A 3,998-nucleotide genomic window follows, 5' to 3' on the forward strand; every position below is an offset into this window, starting at 1 on the left:
GGTCCCCGGCTTCGGGGTCAGCCTGCCGTCGACGAGCTCGACCTCGGTGAGGCGCAGCGCGGCGACGTTGCCGTCGTCGTCGCCGACGAACTCGGTCGTGCTGACGGCGTAGATCCGCTCGCCGCCTTCCTCGTGCGCGCTGGCGACGCGGTAGAGCATCGGGTAGGTCGGCCAGGGCTGGTTCGCGGGGCGGTCCTCACCGGGCTGGGGCATGATCTCGAGGCTGGTGACCGACGCAGCCCCCTGGCGGTGCGCCGTGCCGATGCAGTCGGCGCCGGTGTCGCCGCCGCCGATGACGACGACGTGCTTGCCGGTGGCGAGGATCTGGTCGGGCACGTCCTCGCCGAGTGCCGCCCGGTTGCCCTGCGGGAGGTAGTCCATCGCCTGGTGGATGCCGCCGAGCTCGCGCCCGGGCACCGACAGGTCGCGCGGGACGGTCGCGCCGAGGGCGAGGACCACCGCGTCGTACCGGTCCCGCAGCTGCTGGCCCGTGATGTCGGTGCCGACGTCGACGCCGTTGCGGAAGCGGGTGCCCTCGGCCTCCATCTGCGCGAGGCGGCGGTCGAGGACCGACTTCTCCATCTTGAACTCGGGGATGCCGTAGCGCAGCAGGCCGCCGGGCTTGTCGGCGCGCTCGAAGACGGCGACCGTGTGGCCGGCCCGGGTCAGCTGCTGGGCGGCGGCGAGACCCGCAGGGCCCGAGCCGATGACGGCGACGGTCTTGCCGGAGAGCCGCTCGGGCGGCAGCGGCCGCACGAGACCGCTGTCGAAGGCCTGCTCGATGGTCGTGACCTCGACCTGCTTGATGGTCACGGCCGGCTGGTTGATGCCGAGGACGCAGGCCGTCTCGCACGGCGCCGGGCACAGGCGTCCGGTGAACTCGGGGAAGTTGTTCGTGGCGTGGAGGCGCTCGATGGCATCGGACCAGTCACCTCGCCACGCGAGCGTGTTCCACTCCGGGATGAGGTTGCCGAGCGGGCAGCCGGAGTGGCAGAACGGGATGCCGCAGTCCATGCATCGGCCGGCCTGTCGCTGGAGCTGGCTGCGCTCCTGCTCCTCGTAGACCTCCTTCCAGTCCCGGATGCGGACCGGGACCGGGCGGCGGGTCGGCAGCTCGCGCTCGCGCGTCTTGAGAAAGCCCTGGGGGTCAGCCACGGGAAGCCTCCATGATCCGGTCCCACACGTCGGCGCCGTCGGGGTCGAGGCCCTCGGCCTCGGCCTGCGTGCGGACGTCGAGGACACGCTGGTAGTCGCGGGGAAGGACGAGCGTGAAGCGCTCGCGGGCGGTCGCCCAGTCGTCGAGCAGGGCCTGCGCGACCGGCGAGCCGGTCCACCGCACGTGCCCCTCGAGGAGGCCTCGGAGCGTCGTCTCGTCGTCCGGGCGCAGCGGGAAAAGGTCGACGAGCTCGCCGTTGACGAGTCGCGGGTCGAGGTCGAGGACGTACGCGACACCGCCGGACATGCCCGCCGCGAAGTTGCGGCCCGTGGCCCCGAGGACGACGGCGACGCCGCCGGTCATGTACTCGCAGCCGTGGTCGCCGACGCCCTCGACGACGGCGTGGGCGCCGGAGTTGCGGACGCAGAAGCGCTCGCCGACGACACCGCGCAGGAACAGCTCGCCGGTCGTCGCGCCGTAGGCGATGACGTTGCCGGCGATGACGTTCTCCTCGGCGACGAGGCGGGCCTGCGTGTCCGGGCGGACGACGACGCGGCCACCGGACAGGCCCTTGCCGACGTAGTCGTTGGCGTCCCCGAACAGCTGCATCGTGACGCCGGCCGGCAGGAAGGCCCCGAAGGACTGCCCGCCCGATCCGGTCATGGTCAGCTCGATGGTGTTGTCCGGCAGCCCCTTGGGGTGCGCCTTGGTCACGTGGTGGCCGAGCATCGTGCCGACGGTGCGGTTGACGTTGCGGACCGCGATCGACGAGCGGACCTGCTCACCGCTCTCGATGGCCGGCAGGGCCCGGCTCACCAGCTCGTTGTCGAGCGCCTTGTCGAGACCGTGGTCCTGCGCCGTCGACTGGTGCAGCGTGCCACCGGTCGGGTTGTCGGCGACGCTGAGGATCGGCGTGAGGTCGAGGCCCGACGCCTTCCAGTGCGCGACGGCCTTCTCGATGTCGAGGCTGCCGACCTGGCCGACGGCCTCCTCGATCGAGCGGAACCCGAGCGCGGCGAGGTGCTCGCGCACCTCCTCGGCGATGTACTCGAAGAACGTCTCGACGAACTCCGGCTTGCCGGTGAAGCGCGCCCGCAGCTCGGGGTTCTGGGTGGCGATGCCGACGGGGCACGTGTCGAGGTGGCAGACGCGCATCATGACGCAGCCGGACACGACGAGCGGGGCGGTCGCGAAGCCGAACTCCTCGGCGCCGAGCAGTGCGGCGACGACGACGTCGCGGCCCGTCTTCAGCTGGCCGTCCACCTGCACGACGATGCGGTCCCGCAGGCCGTTGAGCACGAGCGTCTGCTGGGCCTCGGCGAGCCCGAGCTCCCACGGCGCCCCGGCGTGCTTGAGCGACGTGAGCGGCGAGGCACCCGTACCGCCGTCGTGGCCGGAGATGAGCACGACGTCGGCGTGCGCCTTCGAGACGCCCGCGGCGACGGTCCCGACACCGACCTCGGAGACCAGCTTCACGTGTACCCGTGCGGCGGGGTTGGCGTTCTTGAGGTCGTGGATCAGCTGGGCCAGGTCCTCGATCGAATAGATGTCGTGGTGCGGCGGCGGTGAGATGAGCCCGACGCCGGGCGTCGAGTGACGCGTCTGCGCGACCCACGGGTACACCTTGTGACCGGGCAGCTGCCCGCCCTCGCCGGGCTTGGCGCCCTGGGCCATCTTGATCTGGATGTCGTCGGAGTGCGTCAGGTAGAGGCTCGTGACGCCGAAGCGTCCGGAGGCGACCTGCTTGACGGCCGAGCGGCGCTCGGGGTCGAGGAGGCGCTCGTAGTCCTCGCCGCCCTCCCCCGTGTTCGACCGGCCGCCGAGGCGGTTCATCGCGACCGCGAGGGTCTCGTGCGCCTCCTGGGAGATCGAGCCGTAGCTCATGGCGCCGGTGTTGAACCGCTTGACGATCTCGCTGACCGGCTCGACCTCCTCGATCGGCACGGGCAGCCGGCCGGTGACGCCGGTCGGCTTGAAGCCCATGAGCCCACGCAGCGTCATGAGGCGCGTCGTCTGGTCGTCGACGCGGTTCGTGTACTGCTTGAAGACGTCGTAGCGACGCTGGCGCGTCGAGTGCTGGAGGCGGAACACGGTGTCGGGGTCGAACAGGTGCGGCTCGCCCTCGCGGCGCCACTGGTACTCGCCGCCGACGTCGAGGACGCGGTGCGGCTGGTGGACGCCGTCCGGCGGGTAGGCCGTGGCGTGGCGCTCGGCCGCCTCGCGGGCGATGACGTCGAGGCCGACGCCGCCGAGCTGGCTCACCGTGCCGGTGAAGTACCGGTCGACGAGGTCCTGCGACAGGCCGATGGCCTCGAACACCTGCGCGCCGCGGTAGGACGCGACGGTCGAGATCCCCATCTTCGACATGACCTTGAGGACACCCTTGCCGAGGGCCTTGATGAGGTTCCTGACGGCCTTCTCGGGGGTGACGCCCTCGATCTGGCGCGAGCGGACGAGGTCCTCGACGGTCTCCATGGCGAGGTAGGGGTTGACGGCCGCGGCGCCGTAGCCGATGAGCAGCGCGACGTGGTGCACCTCGCGGACGTCACCGGCCTCGACGAGCAGGCCCACCTGGGTGCGGGTCTTCTCGCGGATGAGGTGGTGGTGCACGGCGGCCGTGAGCAGCAGGGACGGGATCGGCGCGAGGTCGCGGCCGGAGTCGCGGTCCGACAGCACGACGAAGCGCGCGCCTCGGGCGATGGCGTGCGACACCTCGGCGAAGATCTCCTCGAGGCGGTCGCGCATGGCACCCGCGCCACCGGTCACGTCGTAGAGGCCGCGCACGACGTGCGTCGCGTAGCCGGGCAGGTCGCCGTCGGCGTTGATGTGCACGATCTTGGCC

2 protein-coding genes are annotated in these 3,998 nt (G+C 71.6%); both read right to left on the reverse strand.

Annotated elements, in window-relative coordinates:
• On the reverse strand, positions 1-1,155 hold a 1,155-nt coding region (locus tag ACPYOM_RS21145), incomplete at its 3' end, for a glutamate synthase subunit beta (RefSeq protein ID WP_481347459.1).
• Positions 1,148-3,998 (reverse strand): glutamate synthase large subunit (gltB, locus tag ACPYOM_RS21150; protein ID WP_481347460.1); only part of this gene is annotated, 2,851 nt, incomplete at its 5' end. The genes ACPYOM_RS21145 and gltB, both read right to left, overlap by 8 nt.

The sequence above is a fragment of the Monashia sp. HAY1-2A genome (assembly GCF_056755315.1).